Genomic DNA, 15,811 nt, shown 5'->3' on the forward strand with positions numbered 1-15,811 from the left:
TGCGACAGCCGCAGGGTCGGTCCGCCGGGAAGCGCGGAACCGCACGACGGGGGTCCGGTACGCCGTGTCCTGCCCCGCGTTCGCACACCGGGGCCGGAACGTTGTCTTTAAGTATGGCAGGCGAGTCGCTATGAGTACGATACGTGTAGGGACGCCGGGTCCCGAGTCCGCATCCGCGGGCGGAGATACACCCAGACAGCATGTCGTGGTAGCCAAGTGGCCCAAGGCGCTGGGTTGCTAACTCAGTGGCGTAATGCCTCCGGGGTTCGAATCCCCGCCACGACGCTAACACCCAATCCAAATCATGAGTGCAGAAGAACCCGAGCCCGAGGGCGAAGACGAGGACATTCGCTACTTCGTCCGCATCGGGCAGACCGACCTCGACGGCACGAAGTCGCTCGAGCGGTCGCTCACGGAGATGAACGGAATCGGCCGACGAACGGCCCGCATCATCGCCGAGAAGGCGGGGATCGACCGCCGCGCGGTCTTCGGCAAACTCGACGAAGACGAGATCGACTCCATCGTCGAGCTCGTCGAGCAGTACGCCGACGAGGTGCCGGAGTGGCTCACGAACCACCAGCGTGCCTTCTACACCGGCGAGACGACGCACGAGACCGGCAACGATCTCAACATGACGCGTCGTCGTGACATCAACCGCATGAAGATGATCGACTCGTACAAGGGCGTTCGCCACCAGCGCGGCCAGAAGGTCCGCGGGCAGCGCACCAAGTCCACCGGCCGGACGGAGGGGACCATCGGGGTCAACATCGAGGCGATCAAGGAAGAACAGGAGGCTGACGAATAATGCCGCTCGGATCCAACACCAAGTTCTACGAGACGCCGAACCACCCCTTCCAGGGCGAGCGCATCTCCGAGGAGGCCGACCTCCTCGGGCGCTACGGCCTGAAGAACAAGGAGGAGCTCTGGCGCGCCCAGTCGGAGCTTCGTGGCTACCGCCGCGAGGCCCGCATCCTGCTCGGTGACGCCCAGGGTGACGCCGAGGAGGCCGAGCTCGCCGGTGAGGAGTTCCTCACCCGGCTCAAGCGCTACGGCATCCTCGCGGACGAGGACGGCCTCGACGACGTCCTGTCGCTCGACGTGACGGACGTGCTCGAACGGCGCTTCCAGACGGTCGCCTACCGCAAGGGGCTCGCGAACACGCCCCAGCAGGCCCGTCAGTTCATCGGCCACGGTCACATCACCATCGACGGCGCGCGCGTCACGACGCCGTCGTACAAGGTGCCAGTGGCCGAGGAGGACCGCATCGCGTTCGACGAAAACAGCCCGCTCGCGGATGACCTGCACCCCGAGCGCGCGGAGGGTACCCAAGAATGAGTGACGAAGGCAAGTGGGGCATCGCCCACGTTCACGCATCGTTCAACAACACCATCATCACGGTCACGGACCTGACGGGGGCGGAGACCATCGTCAAGTCCTCCGGTGGGACCGTGGTCAAGCAGAACCGCGACGAAGCGTCGCCGTACGCCGCCATGCAGATGGCCGAGGCCGTCGCGGACGAGATCAAGGCCGCCGGCATCGAGGGCCTGCACGTCCGCGTGCGCGGCCCCGGTGGCAACCTCCAGAAGAACCCCGGTCCCGGCGCGCAGGCGACGATCCGCGCGCTGGCCCGTGCCGGGCTGGAGATCGGTCGCATCGAGGACGTAACCCCCATCCCGCACGACGGTACGCGGGCACCCAAGAACAGCGGGTTCTAACATGAGCGAGGAATTCGAGGTGGAGTTCATCGACCGCGATGAACGCAAGGCGCTGTTCGTCGTGCGGGGCGTCACGCCCGCGTTCGCGAACGGCATCCGCCGAGCCATGATCGCGGACGTCCCGACGCTCTCGATCGACACGGTTCGGATGATCGAGAACTCGTCGGTGATGTTCGACGAGCAGATCGGCCTCCGCCTCGGGCTGGTCCCGCTTACGACCCCGCCGGGTGAGTTCGACGAGGACGACGTCGTCACGCTCGCGCTCGACGTCCAGGGGCCGGACACCGCGTACTCCGGGGATATCGTCTCCTCGGACGACCTGGTCCAGCCCGCCGACGAGAACATCCCCATCATCGACCTGAAGGAGGGGCAGCGACTGGAGTTCGAGGCCGACGCGGTGCTCGACTCCGGCAAGTCCCACGCCAAGTTCCAGGGTGGCGTCGCCGTGGGCTACCGGCACCTCCAGACGGTCGAGGTGCTCGGGGACAAAGAGGAGTACGCCGAGGAGGAGCCGAACGTGCTCCGCGGCGTCATCGAGGAGGACGGCGAGCTCGTCAAGACCGAGGAGTTCGACAACGACCTCTCCAACCGGTACCCCGGCAAGGAGATCGAGATCCACGACGTGCCGAACGCGTTCGTCTTCCACGTGGAGACGGACGGCTCGATGTCCGTCGAGGAGCTGTTCCTCGCGGCCGTCGACACCATCCACGACCGCGCGGACGAACTCGAAGCAGCAGTTCAGCTGTAAGAAGAATGATCACACGCATCCACACCAACGACGCTCGTTTCCGCGGCGACACGCCGTGGACCTCCGACAGCGGTGGCTCCGTCACCGTGCCGTCGGCCGGTCACACCGAAACGGGTAAAAGTGGGTGCGTGGTATCACGACATGCGCGCAGGGATAGCCAAGTCTGGCCAACGGCGCAGCGTTCAGGGCGCTGTCCTGTAGAGGTCCGCAGGTTCAAATCCTGCTCCCTGCATCCATTCTTCGAAATCCAGAATCGGAGTCACAACCATGAGTAGCAAGACGAATCCGAGGCTCACCAGTCTCATCGCCGACCTCAAACAGACTGCCCGCAACGATGGCGGCGCGGTCTGGGGCGATGTCGCCGAGCGGCTCGAGAAGCCGCGTCGGTCGCACGCCGAGGTCAATCTCGGTCGTATCGAGCGATACGCACGAGAGGAGGAAACCGTCATCGTGCCTGGGAAAGTGCTCGGCTCCGGTGCGCTCCGCAAGGACGTCACCGTCGCCGCAGTTGACTTCTCCTCGACGGCACGGACGAAGATCGAGGCTGTGGGCAACGTGCTGACACTCGAAGAGGCACTTGAACAGAATCCCGAGGGTAGCAACGTGCGGGTGATCCGATGAGCTTCGCGGAGTTCGACGCCGACATCGTCGTCGACGCCCGTGACTGCATCATGGGTCGCGTCGCGTCCAACGTCGCCGAGCACGCGCTCGACGGCAAGAAGGTCGCCGTGGTGAACGCCGAGCAGGCGGTCATCACCGGCAACGAGGAGTCCACGATGGAGGTCTACAACGACCGCCTTCGCATCGGCTCCGACCAGGGCCCGTACTACCCGAAGCGCCCGGACGGCATCTTCAAGCGTGCCATCCGTGGCATGCTGCCGTACAAGACCCCGCGTGGCCGCGAGGCGCTCGAGAGCGTCCGCGTCTACGTCGGCAACCCGTACGACGAGGACGGCGAGGTGCTCGAGGGCACGTCGCTCGACCGACTCTCGAACATCAAATTCACCACGCTTGGTGAGATCTCCAGTAAACTGGGGGCGAACGTCACATGGTAACGAACACGTCAGGCAAGAAGAAGACGGCCATCGCTCGCGCCACCGTGCGCGAGGGGACTGGCAAGGTTCGCGTGAACAGCCAGCCCGTCGAGCTCGTCGAGCCCGAGCAGGCCCGTCTCAAGATGCTCGAACCGTTCCGCATCGCCGACCCCGAGCTTCGGGAGTCCGTCGATGTCGAGTTGACCGTCTCCGGTGGCGGGTACGCCGGGCAGGCTGACGCCGCCCGAACGGCTATTGCGCGCGGCCTTGTTCAGCACACCAATGACGCTGAACTCCGCGACGCCTTCATGGCGTTCGACCGCTCGCTTCTGGTCAACGACGTGCGCCAGACCGAATCCAAGAAGTGGGGTGGGCCCGGTGCCCGCGCCCGCTATCAGAAGTCCTACCGCTGAGGTGATTCAAGCATGATGGTCCCGGTCCGGTGTTTCACGTGCGGGAAAGTGGTCGCTGAACACTGGGAGGAGTTCAAAGCTCGCACGCGCGAGGACGATGAGAACCCTGCCGAGGTGCTCGACGACCTAGGTATCGAACGGGCGTGCTGTCGCCGAATGCTCGTCTCGCATCAGGACCTCGTCGACGTGGTGGCACCCTACCAATGAGCGAGAACCGCTACGAGAAGGCTCGCATCATCGGTGCCCGAGCGCTGCAGGTGTCCTACGGGGCACCGGTCCTCATCGAGACGGGGCAGACCGAGCCCATCCTCATCGCAGCTGAGGAGTACGACGCGGGCGTCCTGCCCTTCACCGTCCGACGGGGGAAAGCATGACGCTCATCACCGAGGTCCGACTGCGCCGCATCCTCGACTCCCGTGGCAACCCCACGGTCGAGGCGGACGTCCACACGGAGTCCGGCGGCTTCGGCCGCGCGGCCGCGCCCTCGGGTGCGTCGACGGGTGAGTTCGAAGCGATCGAACTCCCCCCGCAGGAGTCCATCGCGAACACGCGGGAACACGCCATCCCTCGACTGGAGGGGCAGGTGTACGCCGGCGACCAGCGGACGGTCGACCGGACACTGCGTGCCGCCGACGGGACGGACGACTTCTCCGAGATCGGTGCGAACAGCGCCGTCGCCATCTCGATGGCGGCGGCGAAGGCCGGCGCGGATATGGCCGGCCTCCCGCTGTACCAGCACCTCGGTGGGGCGTTCCGCGGGAACGACTTCCCGGTCCCGCTCGGGAACGTCATCGGTGGCGGTGAACACGCCGCCGACGCGACGGACATCCAGGAGTTCCTCGCGGCCCCGGTCGGTGCCCCGAGCGTCGCGGACGCGGTGTTCGCGAACGCGAAGGTCCACGGGGCGGTCCAGGAACTGCTCCACGAGCGCGACATCCCTGCCGGCAAGGGGGACGAGGGGGCGTGGGCACCCTCCATCTCGGACGCGGAGGCGTTCGAGCTGATGGAGGTGGCCACCGACCAGGTCGCGGACGAACTCGGCTTCGACGTGTCGTTCGGGCTCGACGTGGCCGCCTCGGAGCTGTACGAGGACGGCGCGTACCAGTACGCCGACGGCGAGAAATCGCCCGACGAACAGGTGGACTACATCGCCGACCTCGTCGCCGAGTACGACCTCGTCTACGTGGAGGACCCCTTAGAGGAGAACGACTACGAGGGCTTCGCCGACCTCACGGAACAGGTCGGCGAGCGCACGCTCGTGTGCGGTGACGACCTGTTCGTCACGAACACGGCGCGGCTCTCGGAGGGCATCGCCGTCGGTGCCGCGAACAGCATCCTCATCAAGCCGAACCAGATCGGCACCCTCTCGGACGCGTTCGACGCCATCGAGTTGGCGTACAAGAACGGGTACGAGCCGGTCGTCTCCCACCGGAGCGGTGAGACGGAGGACACGACGATCGCACACCTCGCCGTCGCTACGGACGCCCCGTTCATCAAGACGGGCGCGGTCGGCGGTGAGCGAACTGCCAAACTCAACGAACTCATTCGAATCGAGGCAAACGCATGAGCGATAACGAAGAAGGTCTCGAAGCGGAGGCCACGGAGTCCGAGGCTGTCGACGAGACGGCTGCGGAGGCCGTCCCCGCCGACGAGACCACCGACGACGTATCGGACGCCGAGGCCCCGGAGGCCGAGGCCGAACCCCAGGAGGAGACTCCCGTGCTCGATGAGGACGTCATGCCCGACGACGAGGCTGACCTCCTCATCCCGGTCGAGGACTACCTCGCTGCTGGTGTCCACATCGGTACCCAGCAGAAGACGAAGTCGATGGAGCGGTTCATCCATCGGGTCCGCACGGACGGGCTGTACGTGCTGGACGTCAGTCAGACTGACGACCGCATCCGCACGGCCGCCCGCTTCCTCGCGAACTACAACCCCGAACAGATCCTCGTCGCGTCGAGCCGCCAGTACGGTCGGTTCCCCGCCGAGAAGTTCGCCGACGCCGTGGGCGCGCGTGCCCGCACCGGCCGCTTCATCCCCGGGACGCTGACGAACCCCGACTACGACGGCTACATCGAGCCGGACGTCGTGGTCGTCACCGACCCCATCGGTGACGCGCAGGCGGTGAAGGAGGCCATCACGGTCGGCATCCCCGTCATCGCGATGTGTGACTCCAACAACACCACGTCCAACGTGGACCTCGTCGTCCCGACGAACAACAAGGGGCGCAAGGCGCTGTCCGTCGTCTACTGGCTCCTGGCCAACGAGACGCTGGACAACCGCGGCGCGGAGCCCGCGTACGCGCTGGAAGACTTCGAGACCAGCCTGTAGCTCGTTTCTCGCGTTTTCCCCTCGGTTCTCTAGATATATCTCAGCCAACCACGCCCAGCCGTTTCTCGAAGGGGTCGGCGTCGAACCAGGCGACCGAGTTCCCGAACCACGTCTCCTCGGCCGTGAGTGCGAACTGCGCCTGTGCCGTGCCGAAGTCCCGGACGCGCAGGAGGTGGGCGACCGGCATCGGGCCGAACGTCACGACCCGGTCCGGGGCCTCGACGAGCGCGAACGGCTGGCCGGGGAACCACGACACCTCGCCGAGCGGGGTCTCTTCTATTCGGGGAGTCGGCAGCGAGACGAGCCGCCGGAACCGCTCGGTCGCGGCCTCGACGTCGGCGACGCCCAGCACCACCGTCCCGACGCTCGCGACGAGCGAGCGCTCCGTGGACGGCACCCGATACTGTCGGGGTGTGCGGTCCTGGATGGCGAACGGGATGGGTGGCTCGCCGACGAACCCCTGTGACCACTCGACGAGGGTGCCGTCCGGGCGCTGGCGCCCGCCGTCGTGTGGGCCCTCTACGGGGAAGCCCGCGTGTAGCGCGTCGGTCAGGTCGTCGACGAGGTCGTCGCTCCGGACGGCCCACGCGCAGGGGCCGGCGTCGTTCTGGAGTGCTTCGGGCCAGTAGCCCGGCGTACCCTCCCCCGTCGGGGCGATGAACTCCAGATACGAGCCGTCGGGGAACGGGACGACGGACATCTCCGTCGCGCCGTCGGCGTGTTCGCCGCCGTAGGTCGGGTCCAGCCCCACCTCGCGGGTGAGGTCGGTGATGGCGCGGTGGTCGCTCCAGCCGAAGACGGCGTGGTCGATGGTGAGGTCCATACGCCCCTCCCGACGGGCACCGGCAAATCCCTGTGGGTCGGGGGTCGTGAGTCGCAACACCTGTTATCCCCCGGACGGAGAGTCGGGTATGACCACTTCCAGCGCCCCCGGCAAGGTGTACCTGTTCGGGGAACACGCGGTCGTCTACGGCGAGCCCGCCGTCCCGTGTGCCATCGGCCGACGGGCCCGCGTGACCGTGGAGGCCCGCGACGACGCCCGCCTGCGAGTCGACTCGAAGGACCTGACGCTCGACGGGTTCACCGTCACCTACGGCGAGGCGGCGGGGACCGAGGTGAACGTCCCCCAGTCGCTCGTCGAAGCCGCGACGGGGTACGTCGACGAGGCGGTCGCACAGGCGCGTGACGCCGCGGACGCGCCCGACGCGGGGTTCAACGTTACCATCGAGTCGGAGATTCCGCTTGGTGCCGGGCTCGGCTCCTCCGCCGCGGTCGTCGTCGCCGGCATCGACGCCGCGACGCGCGAACTCGGCGTCGAACTCCCCCCCGAAGAGCTGGCCGACCGGGCCTACCAGGTCGAACGCGACGTGCAGGACGGGCAGGCCTCCCGTGCGGACACCTTCTGCTCCGCGATGGGCGGGGCGGTCCGCGTCGAGGGCGACGACTGCCGGCGCATCGAGGCGCCGGAACTCCCCTTCGTCGTGGGGTACGACGGTGGCGCGGGCGACACCGGGAAACTCGTCGCCGGGGTCCGTGAGATCCGCGAGCAGTACGGCTTCGCCGCGGACACCGTCGAGGCCATCGGCGACATCGTCCGCCACGGCGAGCGCATCCTCGCGAAGGGGGACCTCGACGAGCTGGGGCGGCTCATGAACTTCAACCACGGCCTCCTCTCCGCGCTGGGCGTCTCCTCGCGCTCGCTCGATACGATGGTGTGGGCCGCCCGCGACGCGGGCGCCCGTGGCGCGAAGCTCACCGGGGCCGGCGGCGGGGGCTGTATCGTCGCGCTCGACGAGTCCGACGGCGCCCGCACGGCGCTCGACTACACCCCCGGGTGTGAGCAGGCGTTCCGCGCGGAGCTCGACACGGAGGGCGTCAGGGTCGAATGACCCACGTGCTCAAACTCGGTGGGAGCGTTATCACCGAGAAGGACACCGAGGAGACCGTCGACACCGGGAACCTCGCGACACTCGCGGATGCCGTCGCGGAACACGACGACCTGGTCATCGTCCACGGTGGCGGGTCGTTCGGGCACCCGCACGCGAGCGCCCACGGCGTCTCCACGGAGGCGGGCACCCACGACGCTCGCGGCGCGCGCGCCATCCACGACGCGATGAAGCGACTCAACGACGCGGTGCTCGACGCGCTCCACGAGCGGGACGTTCCAGCACTGCCCGTCCACCCGCTCTCCGCCGGTGCCAGAAGCGTGGCAGGCGGGCTCTCCCTCCAGACCGCGCAGGTCGAGACGATGCTCGCGGAGGGGTTCGTCCCCGTGCTCCACGGCGACGTCATCGCCCACCGCGGTGAGGGGGTCACCATCGTCTCCGGGGACGAGCTGGTCGTCGCCGTCGCGGAGGCCATCGACGCCGACCGCGTGGGGCTCTGCTCGGCCGTTCCCGGTGTGCTGGACGACGACGGCGAGGCCATCCCCACGATCGACTCGTTCGACGCGGTCGCGCGATACCTCGGCGGGAGCGAGGCGACCGACGTGACGGGTGGAATGGCTGCGAAGGTGCGCGAACTGCTCGCGCTCGACGCCCCGGCGTTCGTCTTCGACGTGGCTTCGACGCGGGCGTTCCTCGAGGGCGATGACGTGGGCACCCGTATCGACTGAACTTTTTGTAGGAGAAGGGGGCCACACCCCCTATGTGACGAGTCGCCGGCGACGGTCGAGGCGGGTGTGTACCACGCCGTCGTCGGAGCTACCGTGGTGCCTGTTCATCCCCCAAGTGGCAACCTTTCGCCACCGACGGCTTATCCCTGTTGGTCGCTAACATGGGACATGTATCGTCGCATCCTCATTCCGACGGACGGGAGCCAGAACGCGGCCCGGGCCGCAGAGCGTGGGCTGGATATCGCCGAGGACTACGACGCCGACGTCTACGCGCTGGCGGTCGTCGAGACGACACGGACCGGCGAGCCCGCGCTCTCCACGATGGAGCTCCTCGTCGACCAGGTGGAAGACCAGTGTCAGGCGCTCCTCTCCGATATCCAGCAGCGGGCCGACGAGCGCGGCATCCCTATCAAGAGCTGCTGCTGTCACGGCGAGCCCGCGGCGGAGATCATCTCGTTCGCGGACGAGGTGGACGCCGACCTCATCGTCATGGGGTATCAGGGTGAGACCCACCGCCACCACCTCGGAAGCGTCACCCGCCGGGTCCGGCGCGACTGCGACCGCGAGCTGATGATCGTCCGGTGACCACCGCGGCGCAGGTATCGTGGGTCGTGTTCACAGCCCGATACGTAACCCACGCGATTTTTAACGGTGGACCTCGAAACGGCAGGTAACCGAGCATACGGTCGCCCCTGGGACGAGGTGCGGGCGACCGGCGATGTCGGCCGGAGACGGCCGTTCGGGCTCGCCGTGGGCCTGTGCGGTTCCGACGGCTGACGACCACCAGTCGGTGGTTCCCAGTCGACGGACCTTTCGCCGGTCCCCTGTGTGCACTCACCCGTGGGGGCGACTTGCTACTCGGCTGTCACAACCATGGAAATCGAAATTGCCACTATCGGCGGCTACGAGGAAGTCGGTCGGCAGATGACTGCCGTCCGCGCGGGCGACGACGTCGTTATCTTCGACATGGGCCTGAACCTGTCGAAGGTCCTCATTCACGACAACGTCGAGACGGAACGGATGCACAGCCTCGATCTCATCGACATGGGCGCCATCCCGGACGACCGGGTCATGTCCGAGATCGAGGGCGACGTGCAGGCCATCGTGCCCACGCACGGGCACCTCGACCACATCGGTGCCATCTCGAAGCTCGCCCACCGCTACGACGCCCCCGTCGTCGCGACGCCGTTCACCATCGAGCTCGTCAAACAGCAGATCGAGGGTGAGGAGAAGTTCGGGGTCAAAAACGACCTCGTCAAGATGAGCGCGGGTGAGACCATGTCCATCGGCGACTCCGGACAGGTCGAACTCGAGTTCGTCAACGTCACCCACTCCATCATCGACGCCATCAACCCCGTCCTCCACACGCCGGAGGGCGCGGTCGTCTACGGCCTCGACAAGCGGATGGACCACACGCCGGTGCTCGGCGACCCCATCGACATGAAGCGCTTCCGCGAGATCGGACGCGAGGGTGAGGGTGTCCTCTGTTACATCGAGGACTGCACGAACGCCGGCAAGAAGGGCCGCACGCCCTCCGAGTCCGTCGCGCGCCGTCACCTCAAGGACGTTCTCTATTCGATGCAGGACTACGACGGCGGCATCGTCGCGACCACGTTCTCGAGCCACATCGCCCGCGTGAAATCGCTCGTCGAGTTCGCGGACGACATCGGGCGCCAGCCCGTCCTTCTGGGTCGCTCGATGGAGAAGTACTCCGGCACCGCAGAGCGCCTCGGCTTCGTCGACTTCCCGGACGACCTCGGGATGTACGGCCACCGCAAGAGCGTCGACCGCACCTTCAAGCGGATCATGAACGAGGGGAAGGAGAACTTCCTCCCCATCGTCACCGGCCACCAGGGTGAGCCCCGTGCGATGCTCACGCGGATGGCCCGCGGCGAGACGCCCTACGAACTCGATAAGGGTGACAAGGTCGTCTTCTCCGCGCGCGTCATCCCGGAGCCGACGAACGAGGGCCAGCGCTACCAGGCCGAGAAGCTGCTCGGTATGCAGGGCGCCCGCATCTACGACGACATCCACGTCTCGGGCCACCTGAACCAGGAGGGCCACTACACGATGCTGCAGGCGCTCCAGCCCAAGCACATCATCCCGGCTCACCAGGACATGAAGGGGTTCGCGCCGTACGTCGCGCTCGCGGAGAACGAGGGCTACGAGCTGGGTCGTGACATCCACGTCACGTCCAACGGGAACGTCATCACGCTGGTGGAATGAGCCTCCACGAGCGTGTCGACTCGGCGCTAACGGACCGCCGGGAACTGGTGAACGCGGCCATCCGCGACCAGCTCCCCGTGCGCAAGCCCGAGCGTCTGTACGAGGCCTCCCGGTACCTGCTCGATGCCGGCGGCAAGCGGCTGCGCCCGACGGTGCTTTTGCTCGCCGCTGAGGCGGTGACGGGCACCGACCCGCTCTCGGAGGACTACCGGGCGTTCCCCGACATCGAGGGGGAGCGCATCGACGTGATGAGCGCCGCCGTCGCCATCGAGGTCATCCAGTCGTTCACGCTGATCCACGACGACATCATGGACGACGACGATTTGCGACGGGGGGTCCCGGCCGTCCACAAGGAGTACGACCTCGAGACCGCCATCCTCGCGGGTGACACGCTCTACTCGAAGGCGTTCGAGTACATGATCGAGACGGACGCACCCGCAGACCGCGCGGTGCGCGCGCTCGACGAACTCGCGACGACCTGCACCGAGATCTGCGAGGGGCAGGCGCTCGACGTGGAGTTCGAGGGCCGCGGCGACGTGGTCACCGACGAGTATCTGGAGATGGTCGAACTCAAGACCGCTGTGCTGTACGCGGCGGCCGCGGCCATCCCCGCCATCCTCGTCGGTGCGGACGACGAGGTCGTCGAGGCGCTCCACGGCTACGGGCTCGACATCGGCCGAGCGTTCCAGATCCAGGACGACCTCCTCGATCTGACGACGCCCTCCGAGAAGCTCGGGAAACAGCGCGGCTCGGACCTCATCGAGGGGAAGCGGACGGTTATCACGCTCCACGCGCGCGACGCGGGCGTGGACGTGGACGACCTCGTCCCCGACTCCCACGACGAGGTCTCCGAGGCCGACATCGACGAGGCGGTCGCCACCCTCGAAGACGCGGGCAGCATCGAGTACGCCCGCGAGATGGCCGACGACCTCGTCGCCTCCGGGAAACAGCGACTGGAGTGTCTCCCCGAGAGCGAGGCCCGCGACCGGCTCGACGATATCGCGGACTTCCTCATCGAGCGGGAGTACTGAAGTCGGTTCCGCGCGCGACGCGTTCGGCGGAGACGCACCCGCGGCAGTGCGGCGGGTCGTGGCTCAGTTCCCCCCGGTCGTCTCTGCGGGACAGACGACGACGTCCCGACCCGTGCCGTCCTGGTGGACGGAGACCGTCTGGTCCTGCGAGAAGAAGGAGACGAGAACGACGGCGTCCTGGTAGTCCACGTCGCTCGGCGCATCGTCGTGGTTGAAATCGAACAGGAAGATGGCCTGGTTGTCCGCGAGCGAGATGGTCCCGTTGTCGTCGATGTACGGGTCGGCGTACGCGGCAGCGGATTGTTGCCCCTCAGCTGCATCGAAGTTCGGGACGGGGTCGCCGTTCCGGAGAACGGTCATGTAGTCGCTGTTGGCCGATCCGCTCGTCTCGACCCACGTGCCGCTGACGAGGTGATAGCGCTCCAGCGTCCCGTCGCCGTTGGAGTCGAAACGGAAGTACGGCTCTGCGTTCGACGCGGAGTACCGACTGATGGTGTCGAGCCCACGTGCGGAGACGCTCAAGTCGGTTCCGGCCGCCTGTGAGGAGATCTCGTAGGTGCCGACCGTCGCGTTCGTGTCGGTGACGCTCGTCCAGCGGTGTTCTGTCTTCCCGTCCACCTCGACGGAGACGTTCACCGGGAAGTCGAGTCCGGGAGCGGACCAGCCCGTCCCGAGGAACGTCACGGTGGCCGTGTAATTCGCGGTCGTCTCGACGCGCTGGCCCGTGATGACGAACTGCCCGCGCTCGATGGGGACCGACCGGGAACTCATCACGTACGAGCGCTCCGGCGAGGGGCTGTGAACGAGCGTTACGTCGACGGTCGGTGCACGGCCACCGCACACCTGCGACTCGTCGAGGTCGATCCGGAGGTGTTCACCCGCGGTCCACGACCCGTCTGCGAGGGCACCCCCGTCCGCGGCGGACAGCGAGTAGGTGACGCTGTCGTCGCCCGCCCCGACTTGGACCCGGAGGGTGCCCGCGGGGATGGCGTCACCGGACTGGTGAACGAACTCGAGGGTGTGGGTCGTCTCGTTGTTCTCCAGGGCGACTTCGACTGACTGCGCGTTGGCGACGACCGGCTTCGAGTCCGCGAGCAGGTCTGTGAACCCGAGCGCCATCGTCGCGGTGACGGCACCCAGGAGGATGACGATGACGACCATGAGCACGCCACCGACGACCGGGGAGATGGCGCGCTCGTCCTGTCCGGACATACACTGACTATCCGTTCAGAACACATAACTCGCGGGGTGCGTTCTCTCGTCGTGAGAAGACCGGCGGTGAATCCCCGTGTTTTTCATCTCGCCTCAAGTAGCGGGGGTATGGACGACGATCTACGCGAGCGCATCGAGCGCGAGGCCGAGACGGCCGCGCTGTTCAACGCGCTCAAACACGACAGCGACGCTCAGGTGGACGCCATCATGGGCCCGATGATGGGCGAGAACCCCGAGTTCCGTCCCCACGGCGGCGACATCCCGAGCATCATCGCGCCCGTCATCGAGCGGGTCAACGGGCTCTCGAGCGACGAGAAACGCGAGCGGCTCGCCGAACTCGCCCCCGAGCTGGTCGAGGAACTGGAGGCCGGAGAGGAGGAAGACGACCAGCCCCTCCCGGACCTCCCGAACGTCGACGCGTACGACGAGGTGCGGATGCGGCTCGCGCCCAACCCGAACGGGCCGTGGCATCTCGGCAACGCCCGGATGCCCTCCGTCATCGGCACCTATAAAGAGATGTACGACGGCTGGATGCTCTGCCGGTTCGACGACACGGACCCGGAGACGAAACGCCCAGATCTGGAGGCCTACGACGTCATCCTCGACAGCATCGACTACCTGGGCTTCGAGCCGGACGAGGTCATCAAGGCCTCCGACCGCCTCGAAACGTACTACGATCACGCCCGCGAGCTCATCGAGCTGGGTGGCGCGTACACCTGCTCCTGCTCGGGCGAGGCGTTCTCCGAGCTGAAGAACGACGCCGAGGCCTGCCCGCACCGCGACAAGGACATCGAGACGGTCGAGGAGGAGTTCGAGGCGCTCGTCGACGGGGAGTACTCGTCGGGTGAGATGGTGCTCCGCGTGAAGACCGACATCGAGCACAAGAACCCCGCGCTCCGCGACTGGGTGGCGTTCCGTGTCATCGACACGCCCCACCCGCGCGAGGAAGCGTCCGAGTATCGGCTCTGGCCCATGCTCGACTTCCAGTCCGGTATCGACGACCATCTGAAGGGGATCACCCACATCATCCGCGGGATCGACCTCCAGGACTCCGCGAAGCGCCAGGGGTTCGTCTACGACTACTTCGACTGGGAGTACCCCGAGGTCGTCCACTGGGGGCACGTCCAGATCGACGCCTACGACGTGAAGATGTCCACCTCGACCATCAAGGCGAAGATCGAATCGGGAGAACTGGATGGGTGGGACGACCCCCGCGCGCCGACCATCCAGTCCGTCCGTCGCCGGGGCATCCGTGGGGAGGCTATCGTCGACGCGATGGTGGAACTCGGCACCTCCACGTCGAACGTCGATCTGGCGATGAGCACCGTCTACTCGAAGAACCGCGACATCGTCGACGACGAGGCCGACCGCGCGTTCCTCGTCCGCGAGGGCGTTCGGTTCGACATCGAGGGTGGCCCCGGGGAGGCCCACCCGCCGGTCCACCCCGACCACGAGGACCGGGGCACGCGCGACATCCCCGTCGGCGACGCGGTCTTCCTCGAGGCCGAGGACGTGCCGGCGCCCGGCGAGCGCGTCTGGCTGAAGGGGTTCGGCCCGTTCGGCCGTGCGGGTGACACTCTCGAGTACACCGACCAGTCCATCGATATCGTCCGGGAGGAGGGCGTCGACGTGGTTCACTGGGTCCCCGTCGAGGGCTCGGTCTCTGTGCGGCTCCGGACGATGGACGGCGACGTGGCCTGCTTCGCGGAGCCGGGGCTCGCCGACTACGACGCGGATTCGGTCCTCCAGTTCGAGCGCGTCGGCTTCGCCCGCGTCGACGAGCAGGGCGACCGCGAGACGGTCTGCTACTACGCCCACCCCTGAGCCGGCCGTCGCCCGCTACGTGCCGGCCGAGCGGGTCGCCGGCAACACCAGGATCTTCTCCTCGATGACGCCGCGCTCGATCTCCGTCTCGTGGACGCGCCGCGCGTGCTGTCTGAGCGTGTAGACGACCTCGTTCGTGTCGTGTGAGCGCACGAGGAAGCCACAGTCGAAGCCGGCGTCCGCACAGCGGATCTCCTTGAGCATGGCAGACATACGCACGCGCGGTAGATGTGCCCGTCGGAACCACTCACGGGAGGTTCACCCGACTGCGTACTTTTATATTCTGTGGTAAATATTGACACGCATGGCGATCGATCCGCAGTTCGAGGAGAATCGGGAAGTGGTCGACGAGCACGAGGGCCACGACGTGTGGGGGCCGGTCGACGAGCCGGAGACGCTCGGCATCCACGGGACCCACGTCGCCGTCGATTTCGACATCTGTCTGGCCGACGGTGCCTGCCTCGAGGACTGCCCCGTCGACGTGTTCGAGTGGGTGGACTCCCCCGGCCATCCGGAGAGCGAGATCAAAGCCGACCCGGCGAACGAGGCGAACTGCATCGACTGCATGCTCTGTGTGGATGTCTGCCCGGTCGACGCCATCGACGTGGACCCGAGCCGGACGGGCCGGACGTAACGTCGCGCGCGTCGTCGGAGCCACCGCTC

General features: G+C 67.0%; 21 protein-coding genes and 2 tRNA genes. 20 read left to right on the forward strand and 3 right to left on the reverse strand.

All coding sequences use genetic code 11. The annotated features are described in order from the left end of the window. The first annotated feature begins 202 nt into the window (after nucleotides 1–202). The 13 genes from ACQUQR_RS01175 to rpsB all read left to right on the forward strand — a co-directional run bounded on the left by ACQUQR_RS01175 (nucleotide 203) and on the right by rpsB (nucleotide 6,241). Nucleotides 203–285: transfer RNA gene (locus ACQUQR_RS01175), tRNA-Ser, on the forward strand. Nucleotides 286–304: 19 nt separating this feature from the next. Continuing rightward, on the forward strand, nucleotides 305–805 hold the full coding sequence (locus ACQUQR_RS01180) for a 30S ribosomal protein S13 (RefSeq protein ID WP_435194082.1): 501 nt from the start codon (nucleotides 305–307) through the stop codon (nucleotides 803–805). Continuing rightward, nucleotides 805–1,335 (forward strand): 30S ribosomal protein S4, encoded by a 531-nt coding sequence (locus ACQUQR_RS01185; RefSeq protein WP_435194084.1) that lies wholly within the window; start codon nucleotides 805–807, stop codon nucleotides 1,333–1,335. The genes ACQUQR_RS01180 and ACQUQR_RS01185 overlap by 1 nt, the downstream gene beginning before the upstream one ends. Beyond that, nucleotides 1,332–1,715: a 30S ribosomal protein S11 gene (locus ACQUQR_RS01190; RefSeq protein ID WP_435194086.1), complete on the forward strand. Its 384-nt coding sequence runs from the start codon at nucleotides 1,332–1,334 to the stop codon at nucleotides 1,713–1,715. The genes ACQUQR_RS01185 and ACQUQR_RS01190 overlap by 4 nt, the downstream gene beginning before the upstream one ends. 1 nt (nucleotide 1,716) lies before the next feature. After that, on the forward strand, nucleotides 1,717–2,463 hold the full coding sequence (locus tag ACQUQR_RS01195; protein ID WP_435194087.1) for a DNA-directed RNA polymerase subunit D: 747 nt from the start codon (nucleotides 1,717–1,719) through the stop codon (nucleotides 2,461–2,463). Nucleotides 2,464–2,610: 147 nt separating this feature from the next. Beyond that, a tRNA-Leu gene (locus ACQUQR_RS01200) sits at nucleotides 2,611–2,695 on the forward strand. A gap of 35 nt (nucleotides 2,696–2,730) precedes the next feature. After that, nucleotides 2,731–3,084, forward strand: coding sequence for a 50S ribosomal protein L18e (locus tag ACQUQR_RS01205; RefSeq protein ID WP_435194089.1), 354 nt, complete (start codon nucleotides 2,731–2,733; stop codon nucleotides 3,082–3,084). Then, on the forward strand, nucleotides 3,081–3,518 hold the full coding sequence (locus tag ACQUQR_RS01210; protein ID WP_435194090.1) for a 50S ribosomal protein L13: 438 nt from the start codon (nucleotides 3,081–3,083) through the stop codon (nucleotides 3,516–3,518). Before ACQUQR_RS01205 ends, ACQUQR_RS01210 begins: the two co-directional genes overlap by 4 nt. Then, nucleotides 3,512–3,910: a 30S ribosomal protein S9 gene (locus ACQUQR_RS01215; RefSeq protein WP_435194092.1), complete on the forward strand. Its 399-nt coding sequence runs from the start codon at nucleotides 3,512–3,514 to the stop codon at nucleotides 3,908–3,910. Before ACQUQR_RS01210 ends, ACQUQR_RS01215 begins: the two co-directional genes overlap by 7 nt. A gap of 12 nt (nucleotides 3,911–3,922) precedes the next feature. Then, nucleotides 3,923–4,117, forward strand: a complete 195-nt coding sequence (locus ACQUQR_RS01220; RefSeq protein WP_435194094.1) for a DNA-directed RNA polymerase subunit N — start codon at nucleotides 3,923–3,925, stop codon at nucleotides 4,115–4,117. Next, nucleotides 4,114–4,284 carry a DNA-directed RNA polymerase subunit K gene (locus tag ACQUQR_RS01225; protein ID WP_435194095.1) on the forward strand — a complete coding sequence of 57 codons (171 nt, stop codon included), beginning with the start codon at nucleotides 4,114–4,116 and terminating at the stop codon, nucleotides 4,282–4,284. Before ACQUQR_RS01220 ends, ACQUQR_RS01225 begins: the two co-directional genes overlap by 4 nt. Then, the gene (eno, locus tag ACQUQR_RS01230; RefSeq protein WP_435194097.1) at nucleotides 4,281–5,477 is read left to right on the forward strand and encodes a phosphopyruvate hydratase; all 1,197 of its coding nucleotides are present in this window, start codon (nucleotides 4,281–4,283) and stop codon (nucleotides 5,475–5,477) included. The genes ACQUQR_RS01225 and eno overlap by 4 nt, the downstream gene beginning before the upstream one ends. After that, complete coding sequence (gene rpsB / locus ACQUQR_RS01235; RefSeq protein WP_435194099.1) at nucleotides 5,474–6,241, forward strand: 30S ribosomal protein S2; 768 nt, start codon at nucleotides 5,474–5,476, stop codon at nucleotides 6,239–6,241. The genes eno and rpsB overlap by 4 nt, the downstream gene beginning before the upstream one ends. A gap of 40 nt (nucleotides 6,242–6,281) precedes the next feature. Here the strand turns inward: rpsB and ACQUQR_RS01240 are convergent, their stop codons facing one another. Next, on the reverse strand, nucleotides 6,282–7,064 hold the full coding sequence (locus tag ACQUQR_RS01240; RefSeq protein ID WP_435194100.1) for a VOC family protein: 783 nt from the start codon (nucleotides 7,062–7,064) through the stop codon (nucleotides 6,282–6,284). Nucleotides 7,065–7,152: 88 nt separating this feature from the next. Here ACQUQR_RS01240 and mvk point away from each other — a divergent pair, with 88 nt between their 5' ends. The 5 genes from mvk (at nucleotide 7,153) to idsA3 (ending at nucleotide 12,112) form a co-directional block, all read left to right on the forward strand. Then, nucleotides 7,153–8,130 carry a mevalonate kinase gene (gene mvk, locus ACQUQR_RS01245; RefSeq protein WP_435194102.1) on the forward strand — a complete coding sequence of 326 codons (978 nt, stop codon included), beginning with the start codon at nucleotides 7,153–7,155 and terminating at the stop codon, nucleotides 8,128–8,130. Then, complete coding sequence (locus ACQUQR_RS01250; protein WP_435194104.1) at nucleotides 8,127–8,855, forward strand: isopentenyl phosphate kinase; 729 nt, start codon at nucleotides 8,127–8,129, stop codon at nucleotides 8,853–8,855. The genes mvk and ACQUQR_RS01250 overlap by 4 nt, the downstream gene beginning before the upstream one ends. A gap of 168 nt (nucleotides 8,856–9,023) precedes the next feature. Continuing rightward, on the forward strand, nucleotides 9,024–9,440 hold the full coding sequence (locus tag ACQUQR_RS01255) for a universal stress protein (protein ID WP_435194105.1): 417 nt from the start codon (nucleotides 9,024–9,026) through the stop codon (nucleotides 9,438–9,440). A 288-nt stretch (nucleotides 9,441–9,728) separates the two neighbouring features. After that, nucleotides 9,729–11,081, forward strand: coding sequence for an RNase J family beta-CASP ribonuclease (locus ACQUQR_RS01260; protein ID WP_435194106.1), 1,353 nt, complete (start codon nucleotides 9,729–9,731; stop codon nucleotides 11,079–11,081). Beyond that, entirely contained in the window at nucleotides 11,078–12,112 is a 1,035-nt protein-coding gene (gene idsA3 / locus ACQUQR_RS01265; RefSeq protein WP_435194108.1) for a geranylfarnesyl diphosphate synthase, read from the forward strand. Before ACQUQR_RS01260 ends, idsA3 begins: the two co-directional genes overlap by 4 nt. A gap of 63 nt (nucleotides 12,113–12,175) precedes the next feature. On the opposite strand, the gene ACQUQR_RS01270 is transcribed toward idsA3, so the two are convergent. Next, a complete protein-coding gene (locus ACQUQR_RS01270) occupies nucleotides 12,176–13,324 on the reverse strand; it encodes a type IV pilin (protein WP_435194109.1) in 1,149 nt (382 codons plus the stop codon). Nucleotides 13,325–13,432: 108 nt separating this feature from the next. Here ACQUQR_RS01270 and ACQUQR_RS01275 point away from each other — a divergent pair, with 108 nt between their 5' ends. Next, on the forward strand, nucleotides 13,433–15,148 hold the full coding sequence (locus ACQUQR_RS01275) for a glutamate--tRNA ligase (RefSeq protein WP_435194111.1): 1,716 nt from the start codon (nucleotides 13,433–13,435) through the stop codon (nucleotides 15,146–15,148). Between the two features lie 15 nt (nucleotides 15,149–15,163). On the opposite strand, the gene ACQUQR_RS01280 is transcribed toward ACQUQR_RS01275, so the two are convergent. Continuing rightward, the gene (locus ACQUQR_RS01280; RefSeq protein ID WP_435194113.1) at nucleotides 15,164–15,361 is read right to left on the reverse strand and encodes a DUF1059 domain-containing protein; all 198 of its coding nucleotides are present in this window, start codon (nucleotides 15,359–15,361) and stop codon (nucleotides 15,164–15,166) included. A gap of 91 nt (nucleotides 15,362–15,452) precedes the next feature. Between ACQUQR_RS01280 and ACQUQR_RS01285 the strand changes: the two genes are divergently transcribed. Next, complete coding sequence (locus tag ACQUQR_RS01285; protein WP_435194114.1) at nucleotides 15,453–15,782, forward strand: 4Fe-4S dicluster domain-containing protein; 330 nt, start codon at nucleotides 15,453–15,455, stop codon at nucleotides 15,780–15,782. Nucleotides 15,783–15,811: the final 29 nt, after the last annotated feature.

This window comes from Natronomonas sp. EA1, from assembly GCF_051195035.1.
Taxonomy (GTDB): Archaea; Halobacteriota; Halobacteria; order Halobacteriales; family Haloarculaceae; genus JBNTJV01.

Bases quoted from the DNA above. Each gene is read 5' to 3' on its own strand.
- ACQUQR_RS01180 (WP_435194082.1), top strand. From the start codon at position 305: ATGAGTGCAGAAGAACCCGAGCCCGAGGGCGAAGACGAGGACATTCGC.
- ACQUQR_RS01185 (WP_435194084.1), top strand. From the start codon at position 805: ATGCCGCTCGGATCCAACACCAAGTTCTACGAGACGCCGAACCACCCC.
- ACQUQR_RS01190 (WP_435194086.1), top strand. From the start codon at position 1,332: ATGAGTGACGAAGGCAAGTGGGGCATCGCCCACGTTCACGCATCGTTC.
- ACQUQR_RS01195 (WP_435194087.1), top strand. From the start codon at position 1,717: ATGAGCGAGGAATTCGAGGTGGAGTTCATCGACCGCGATGAACGCAAG.
- ACQUQR_RS01205 (WP_435194089.1), top strand. From the start codon at position 2,731: ATGAGTAGCAAGACGAATCCGAGGCTCACCAGTCTCATCGCCGACCTC.
- ACQUQR_RS01210 (WP_435194090.1), top strand. From the start codon at position 3,081: ATGAGCTTCGCGGAGTTCGACGCCGACATCGTCGTCGACGCCCGTGAC.
- ACQUQR_RS01215 (WP_435194092.1), top strand. From the start codon at position 3,512: ATGGTAACGAACACGTCAGGCAAGAAGAAGACGGCCATCGCTCGCGCC.
- ACQUQR_RS01220 (WP_435194094.1), top strand. From the start codon at position 3,923: ATGATGGTCCCGGTCCGGTGTTTCACGTGCGGGAAAGTGGTCGCTGAA.
- ACQUQR_RS01225 (WP_435194095.1), top strand. From the start codon at position 4,114: ATGAGCGAGAACCGCTACGAGAAGGCTCGCATCATCGGTGCCCGAGCG.
- eno (WP_435194097.1), top strand. From the start codon at position 4,281: ATGACGCTCATCACCGAGGTCCGACTGCGCCGCATCCTCGACTCCCGT.
- rpsB (WP_435194099.1), top strand. From the start codon at position 5,474: ATGAGCGATAACGAAGAAGGTCTCGAAGCGGAGGCCACGGAGTCCGAG.
- ACQUQR_RS01240 (WP_435194100.1), bottom strand. From the start codon at position 7,064: ATGGACCTCACCATCGACCACGCCGTCTTCGGCTGGAGCGACCACCGC.
- mvk (WP_435194102.1), top strand. From the start codon at position 7,153: ATGACCACTTCCAGCGCCCCCGGCAAGGTGTACCTGTTCGGGGAACAC.
- ACQUQR_RS01250 (WP_435194104.1), top strand. From the start codon at position 8,127: ATGACCCACGTGCTCAAACTCGGTGGGAGCGTTATCACCGAGAAGGAC.
- ACQUQR_RS01255 (WP_435194105.1), top strand. From the start codon at position 9,024: ATGTATCGTCGCATCCTCATTCCGACGGACGGGAGCCAGAACGCGGCC.
- ACQUQR_RS01260 (WP_435194106.1), top strand. From the start codon at position 9,729: ATGGAAATCGAAATTGCCACTATCGGCGGCTACGAGGAAGTCGGTCGG.
- idsA3 (WP_435194108.1), top strand. From the start codon at position 11,078: ATGAGCCTCCACGAGCGTGTCGACTCGGCGCTAACGGACCGCCGGGAA.
- ACQUQR_RS01270 (WP_435194109.1), bottom strand. From the start codon at position 13,324: ATGTCCGGACAGGACGAGCGCGCCATCTCCCCGGTCGTCGGTGGCGTG.
- ACQUQR_RS01275 (WP_435194111.1), top strand. From the start codon at position 13,433: ATGGACGACGATCTACGCGAGCGCATCGAGCGCGAGGCCGAGACGGCC.
- ACQUQR_RS01280 (WP_435194113.1), bottom strand. From the start codon at position 15,361: ATGTCTGCCATGCTCAAGGAGATCCGCTGTGCGGACGCCGGCTTCGAC.
- ACQUQR_RS01285 (WP_435194114.1), top strand. From the start codon at position 15,453: ATGGCGATCGATCCGCAGTTCGAGGAGAATCGGGAAGTGGTCGACGAG.